The following is a 7,028-nucleotide window of genomic DNA, read 5'->3' as shown; positions in this document are numbered from 1 at the left end:
AAATATTTTAATACCCTGGGGACTTTTATATCATTTCATAAGGAGAGAAATATCCACTAACTAAATATAAGCATTGTAATAATGAGGATGAATAAATTCAAGGCCCCTAGAATAAGAATAGGTGTACGCATAAATTTAATCCATGTGGAATAATTTACTTTAGAGATTTGCAAACCGCCCATTACTACACCAGAAGTTGGTGTAATCAAGTTAATTAATCCGCAACCTGAAGCAAAAATCATGACCATCACATCTGGACTTAATCCTATATTATTCGCTAACGCTCCCATAACTGGAATCGAAACGTAAGCCAATCCTGAAGTAGAGGGGATAAGAAAAGATAATCCCAAGTACAAGATATAAGCTCCTATAACGAATAATATAGGTGAAAAATCTTGTAATAAACTTGCGGCCTTATCCAAAATATACAGATCTAAATAAGTCGTAGACATCAAAACAGAAGCACCACGAGCAACTACAATGATTAAAACAACAGATAGCATATCTTTACTACCTTCAACAAAAGAATCTACTGTCTCTTTTTCAGAAAACCGTCCCACAACAGCACAAACTAAACCGATGATGAAAAACCACATGGCTAAATCACCAAAGTACCAATCACCAAAACTTTGTCCTGTTAAAAAGGATGTCCACCCGTCAAATACAGTAATTCCAAAATCCCCCCATGGGATAAGAGAAATAATCATCACTGCAAAACAAAAAGCAAATATAGACAATATGATCTTATGCTGTTTAGTAAAGGTAAGTTCTTTTGTATCGTCTTGGCCAAAGTTTTCACGCATATCTTCTTGTTCTTGTAAAGAGAGTATTGTTGAGCCTTTATCTTCTTTTACTTTTTTAGCATAACGCATAACAATAAAGATCGAATAGGTTATAGAAATTGCCCAAAGTAAAACACCAACTAATAAAATAACGCCTGTGTTAGGTTGAATTCCCACACCTCTTAACGCGTCCATTGCTACACCTGTTGAAAATGGATTAACGGTTGATCCGATAACACCAGAGCCTGATCCTAATAAAACAGTTCCCACTGCGACAATTGTATCAAAGCCTGCGGCTACCATCGTAGCAGTTAATAAGCTATAAAAAGGGATTGTTTCTTCAGCCATCCCATAAGTAGATCCGCCAATAGAAAATAGGACCATCAAAATAGGAATAATCAGTAATTCATTTCCCTTTAATTTTTTAACCACTGTCTGAATGCCTGATTCCAGTGCGCCAGATTGAGTAACAATATTTAAAAATCCACCCAATACAAGAATAAAAACACTAATCTCGATTGCATCTTGAAAGCCGTGAAAAGGTGCCATTACAACATCTGATATTTTAGCTCCCACTATATGATTAACTGTTTCGCCGTTGATCGTTTGAGGAGAGAAAGTTTGTCCGTTTAATATTTTTGTAAGTAGCCCTAAAACGATCAAAATAATAAATAAAATACTAAACGAGGATAACTCTCTCTTTTTTTCTTTTTTAGCCATTTTTCTTTTCACAGTCTAAGACTGTGTCTAACCTCTCTTTCTTTTAGTTTTTTAGGCGTTCAATAAAAAAAGTATTATCTAGGAAAATTAATTGTTTGTGGTTATAGCAAATTCGATTTGTCTGAACGAGTTGTTTCATAATACTGCTTGTCGTTTCTCGTGTTGTCCCGCTCATTATCGAAATATCTGTGATTGTTATCGGACAAGAAAGTTCCATCTGTCCAGTTGTTTGATTTTGTTCTGCTAGATCGTTAAATAAAATGGCTAACGAGGTAATTACCCGATCATAGGTGTTACTTGTAGTGCCTTTTTGTATTTTCAATAATTTTATTTTGAGCGCATCTGATTGAATTTGTATATACTTTGTTAACTGTTGTGTATTATTACTAAGAAGATGTTCAAAAAACTTTACTGGAATCACTATCACTTCAATATCTGTTTGAGCAATAGCTGCCGAAGAATAAACATCATCATAAAACAAGCCAATTAAAGGAAACAGATCTTCTTTGCTAATAAATTGTAAATAGATGAACTCCCCACTGCTGTCCGTTTTTTCAATCCTAATGGTTCCAGCTTTCAAAAAATAGAGATTGGTTCTGTCATCACCTGGGCTATACAATACTTGTCGTTTATGATACTTTCTGACTAAGCTATTGTGTTGAATTAAATCAAGCTCTTGATCAGTAAAATATTGAAAATGTTTATTATGTCGAGTAATTGCTTTTTCTATCTCCATTTTAATTCTCCTAAAGAAACTTTTATTTAGTTATAACGGTACCAATAGCTTCATTTTGATCCATTTTACCTAAATTTTCTAAAGATGTAATTATTGCTTGTTTATCTGGATTATGGTTGGCAAACGAAATGGCTGCTTCAATTTTTGGCAACATACTCCCTGGAGCAAAATGTCCTTGTTTTTTATATTCTTCTAACTCTTCTACGGTTACTTCTTCTAGCTTTTTCTCATTTTCTTTTCCGTAATTAATATATACATTATCAACGCCCGTCAAGATAATAAAAGTATCTGCTTGAACTAAATCAGCTAATTTTTCTGAGGCAAAGTCTTTATCAATGACTGCTTCTACGCCTTGCAAGCTTTCTCCAACAACTGGTATCCCGCCACCGCCACACGAAATAGTAGCCACATCACTATCGACAAGCTTATTAATTGTACTAGCTTCATGGATATCAGTTGGTTTTGGGCTGGGAACAACTTTGCGCCAGCCACGACCTGCGTCTTCTTTAAAAACTGCGCCAGACTTCATTTCTTCCTCTGCTTCTTCTTTAGTTAAAAAGGGACCTACAGGTTTTGATGGATTTTTAAATGCAGGATCATTTTTATCAACAACAACTTGTGTTAATATCGTTGCCACTTGTTTTTTAACTCCTGCCTTAGCCAATTCGTTGCTCATAGCATTTGACAGCCAATAGCCGATACTCCCTTGTGTCATAGCAACACAAGTATCTAATGGCATCGCTGGATTTTTTTGACTATTAGCCGCTTGTTGTTGTAATAGTAAATTACCTACTTGTGGTCCATTTCCATGCGAAATAATCAAATCATTGCCTGCTTGAACCAATTGAACTAAATATTTAGATGTTTGAACTAATGCTTCTTGCTGTGCCTTTGCACTAGCATCATCTGAAAGAATGGCGTTTCCTCCCAAAGCTACAACGACTTTTTTTCCCATATTTATCACTACTTTCTTTTTTAATAATTAAAAATTATTATTGAAAAAGATAGCCTGTAGTTATATACATCCATTAATCTATATGATAACTACAAACTATCTTTTCGTTTTTACAACAGAAAAAAGTTTGCTTAATTATACACGAGGGATAAACAAATTACCTAACGTTGCTGCCATAATAGCCTTAATTGAATGCATTCTGTTTTCTGCTTCTTCAAATTGACGTGCATATTTACTTCTAAAGGCTTCATCAGTAATTTCCATCTCATCAATACCAAATTCTTCAGAAACCATTTTTCCGTATTGTGTTTTTGTATCATGGAAAGCAGGTAAGCAGTGAAGAAGAATTAAATTATCGTTTTGGTTACCTGTCTGTTTGATCATGTCCATATTAATTTGATAAGGTTTCAATAAGTTTACTCGTTCTTCAAATTTATCTTCTTCTCCCATAGAAACCCAAACATCCGTATACAAGACATTAGCGCCTTTAACACCTTTTGCTACGTCGTCAGTAACCATCAATTGAGCCCCTGATTCTTTCGCAAATTTTTCAGCATAATTTACTACTTCTTGAGTAGGAGACAATTCTTTAGGCGCACAGATCCGTACGTTTACGCCTAGAATAGCGCCTGTTACGAGAAGGCTATTTGCCATGTTATTGCGTCCATCTCCGACATAAACGAGGGTGATATCTTCTAAGTGACCAAAAGCTTCTTTGACAGTCATAAAATCAGCAATCATTTGGGTAGGATGCCACTGATCAGTTAACCCATTCCATACTGGAACTCCTGAATGCTCCGCTAACTCTTCGACTGTTTTTTGGCTAAATCCGCGAAATTCAATACCGTCAAACATGCTTCCTAATACAATTGCAGTATCTTCAACTGATTCTTTTTTGCCTAATTGAATGTCATTTGCACCTAAAAATTCTGGATGGGCCCCTAAATCAATGGCTGCTGTAGTAAATGCCGAACGGGTTCTTGTTGAATTTTTTTCAAACAACAACGCAATATTTTTTCCTTCTAGATAGTGATGTGGTACACCTCTTTTTTTCAAATCTTTTAAATGTAAGCTAAGATCAATAAGATATTCTAATTCTCCACGTGTAAAATCTTTTTCAGCTAATAAACTACGTCCTTGAAATACTGATGTCATGATAATCTCTCCTATTTTTTATTTTGTAAGGTCTTCACGATATAAAGGCATACTCATACAACGAGGACCGCCACGTCCACGTACTAACTCACTGCCAGGAATATAATTTAATTTTACCCCTGCTCGTTCTAATGCCTTATTGGTGACTGTATTCCGATCATAAACAATAACTTCTCCAGGAGCAATTGTTAGTGTATTTGAACCATCATTCCACTGTTCTCTTGCAGCAGCCGTAATATTTCCATCGCCACAACGAATCAACTGTACAGAATCGAGATTTAAATATTTCGCTAAAATATGTTCCAAAGTATCTTCTTCTCGAGTAATTTTTAATTCGCCATTACCTTTAGGTGTAATAGAATAAACTTCTAAAGCACCTTCAATCTCAGGATGAATCGTAAATTTGTCATAATCAATCATGGTAAATACAGTATCTAAATGCATAAATTTACGATATTCTCCAATATTAAAAGCTAATACACAATTAAAACCTAGTTCTTGTTCAAAAATATTTTTGGCTAATTTCTCAATGGAAGCAGCTTCAGTCCGTTGTGATAAACCAACGGCTAACACATCTTTAGAAAGTACTAGTTCATCCCCACCTTCAATGCGAGTTGTATTGTTGCGGTCATAAACTTTAGGTACTTCTTTTCCAGCAAACCGCGGATGGTAATCAAATATATATTGTCCGTATATTGTTTCTCTTTGTCTTGTTACCGAATACATATGGTTTAAAGAAACTCCATTTCCCATTGTAGCAAAATTATCCCGGGTAAAATACAAATTAGGCATCGGATCAATAATAAAAGGATAATCGCTTTCCATCATATCGGTCAAACTTTCAACATTATATTCTGGCATCTCTGCTTTTTGAATTCCAGCAATCGTTTTATCCACTAATTCGCGTTCATCTTTAATTGCAGTTAACATTTCTTTTATTTTTTCTTTCACTGCATGACTGCCAATACCAGCTTCACTTAAATATTGGTCTATAAATTGAATGCGAATTTCTTCATTTGTTAATGACTCCGCTACCAAATCTTCTAAATAAACAACTTCTACTCCTTTTTTTTGCAAAACTTCTGCAAAGTTATCATGTTCTTTTTGCGCCTGTTCTAAAAACGGAATGTCATCAAATAATAATCTTTCCAAATAATCAGGCATAAGATTTTCTAACTCTTTTCCTGGTCGATGAAGCATAACCGTTTTAAGCTTTCCTATTTCAGAAAAAACATTAATAGGCTTACTCATAGTCTAAGTCCTCCTTTATTTAACTTGCAAATTAAGAATAACAAACATTTAAATTAAAATTGTGAAATTTTCACCAAAAAGAAAGGAGAGTATACAACATTATTCAATAAAGCGTATACTTTGCGACAAAAAGAATGCGTTTTCTTTATAAAATACAAAAAACCACTGTATATTTACCATTATTTTTTTCGTTTTATTCATAAATTTTTTTTGAATTATTTTAGGTTTCTTGTGTTTTTTCGAACAAGCAAAGAATAAACCTAATTTTGAGGAAATTTATTTTAAATATAAAGAAAAAGAATAGAATAATTGGTATAATATAATAGGATAGTGAGCATCCCCATTAAATTTAGCTAAAAGGTGGTCAAAAAAATTGAAACGCATGCAGCGGCAAGCAATTATAAAAAAAGTCGTTACTGAAAATAAAATAACTACACAAAGTCAGTTATTAGAATTGTTAAAAAAAGAAAACGTTTCTACTACTCAAGCTACTATTTCACGTGACATACGTGAACTAAACATTACAAAAATAGAAGACAGCGATGGAAAATCATATTACCGTATACTAAATAATTCCGTTTTAGGAATGAAAAAAAAGACGGAAGAAGAACGATTAAGTGATATTATCCTTGAAACCGGCGTCTCCTTAACACAAATAGAATTTACCAATCTATTAACTGTACTACCAGGTAATGGAAACGCTATCGGTGTATTAATCGACAGAGTTCGCGCAGAAAATAATAGCAAGATCGTTGGTTGTATAGCGGGTGATGATACCATTTTGATTCTTTCAAAAAACAAAGAAGATGCTCAGATAGTAAATGAATATTTTTCCCAATATTTATTCCAAACTTCTTAATTAGAGTTGTTAATTCGCACTTTGTCTTTGTTTCTGCTATAATCAAAATGAATTAAAATACAACTAGAGGTGAAAAAATTGCATAAAAATGAGCGCCAGGCATTAATCAAACAAATAATTACTCAGCACACGATTCGTACACAAGAAGATTTATTAAAACGTCTACAAGAAAAAGATATCACCATTGCTCAAGCTACAATTTCTAGAGACATGCGAGATTTAAAAATCATTAAAACAATTGATGAAAGCGGAAAATCAAAATTTACACTGTATGACCCCTCATTTGCTCAAAAACAAGAAGAAAAAGACAAACTAATTAATCTGTTCAACGACATTGTCACTAAAATTGAACATGTCCAATTTTTAACGATTATTCATACTCTTCCTGATAATGCTTCCTTATTAGCAGCGATGATTGATGATGTACATCTTCCTGAAGTTAAATGTTCACTTGCTGGTTTTGATACAGTTGTTTTAATTGTTTCAGATGAGGAACATGCCATTGAAATGGAGAACTATTTTACTGAGATTTGGGAAAAAAGAATGAATGAATCAGATAAGTCACTAGAG

The 7,028-nt window shown here is 33.8% G+C and carries 7 protein-coding genes; 2 read left to right on the top strand and 5 right to left on the bottom strand.

Features of this window, described 5'->3' with window-relative positions; translation table 11 throughout:
- Positions 1–56: 56 nt before the first annotated feature.
- From TS1_RS11785 to arcA, 5 genes are all read right to left on the bottom strand, one after another.
- Positions 57–1,502 carry a YfcC family protein gene (locus tag TS1_RS11785; protein WP_068710674.1) on the bottom strand — a complete coding sequence of 482 codons (1,446 nt, stop codon included), beginning with the start codon at positions 1,500–1,502 and terminating at the stop codon, positions 57–59.
- Between the two features lie 43 nt (positions 1,503–1,545).
- Positions 1,546–2,238, bottom strand: coding sequence for a Crp/Fnr family transcriptional regulator (locus TS1_RS11780; RefSeq protein WP_068710673.1), 693 nt, complete (start codon positions 2,236–2,238; stop codon positions 1,546–1,548).
- A gap of 22 nt (positions 2,239–2,260) precedes the next feature.
- On the bottom strand, positions 2,261–3,193 hold the full coding sequence (gene arcC, locus TS1_RS11775) for a carbamate kinase (protein WP_068710672.1): 933 nt from the start codon (positions 3,191–3,193) through the stop codon (positions 2,261–2,263).
- Between the two features lie 135 nt (positions 3,194–3,328).
- On the bottom strand, positions 3,329–4,351 hold the full coding sequence (argF, locus tag TS1_RS11770; protein WP_169792384.1) for an ornithine carbamoyltransferase: 1,023 nt from the start codon (positions 4,349–4,351) through the stop codon (positions 3,329–3,331).
- A 15-nt stretch (positions 4,352–4,366) separates the two neighbouring features.
- Positions 4,367–5,599 carry an arginine deiminase gene (gene arcA / locus TS1_RS11765; protein WP_068710670.1) on the bottom strand — a complete coding sequence of 411 codons (1,233 nt, stop codon included), beginning with the start codon at positions 5,597–5,599 and terminating at the stop codon, positions 4,367–4,369.
- A 382-nt stretch (positions 5,600–5,981) separates the two neighbouring features.
- Here arcA and TS1_RS11760 point away from each other — a divergent pair, with 382 nt between their 5' ends.
- Together TS1_RS11760 and TS1_RS11755 are read left to right on the top strand one after the other, a co-directional pair.
- Positions 5,982–6,458 carry an arginine repressor gene (locus TS1_RS11760; protein WP_083498315.1) on the top strand — a complete coding sequence of 159 codons (477 nt, stop codon included), beginning with the start codon at positions 5,982–5,984 and terminating at the stop codon, positions 6,456–6,458.
- Positions 6,459–6,536: 78 nt separating this feature from the next.
- The coding region (locus tag TS1_RS11755; protein WP_157061677.1) for an arginine repressor at positions 6,537–7,028 on the top strand (492 nt) is incomplete at its 3' end.

The organism is Tetragenococcus solitarius NBRC 100494 (genome assembly GCF_001544195.1).
In the GTDB taxonomy this organism is placed as follows: domain Bacteria; phylum Bacillota; class Bacilli; order Lactobacillales; family Enterococcaceae; genus Tetragenococcus; species Tetragenococcus solitarius.
Note: the sequence above shows the minus strand (reverse complement) of the source record. Positions and strands in the feature narration are given on the sequence as shown.

What these genes read in the sequence shown, in the direction of transcription:
- TS1_RS11785 (WP_068710674.1), bottom strand. Translation starts at nt 1,502, where the DNA reads ATGGCTAAAAAAGAAAAAAAGAGAGAGTTATCCTCGTTTAGTATTTTA.
- TS1_RS11780 (WP_068710673.1), bottom strand. Translation starts at nt 2,238, where the DNA reads ATGGAGATAGAAAAAGCAATTACTCGACATAATAAACATTTTCAATAT.
- TS1_RS11760 (WP_083498315.1), top strand. Translation starts at nt 5,982, where the DNA reads ATGCAGCGGCAAGCAATTATAAAAAAAGTCGTTACTGAAAATAAAATA.
- arcC (WP_068710672.1), bottom strand. Translation starts at nt 3,193, where the DNA reads ATGGGAAAAAAAGTCGTTGTAGCTTTGGGAGGAAACGCCATTCTTTCA.
- arcA (WP_068710670.1), bottom strand. Translation starts at nt 5,599, where the DNA reads ATGAGTAAGCCTATTAATGTTTTTTCTGAAATAGGAAAGCTTAAAACG.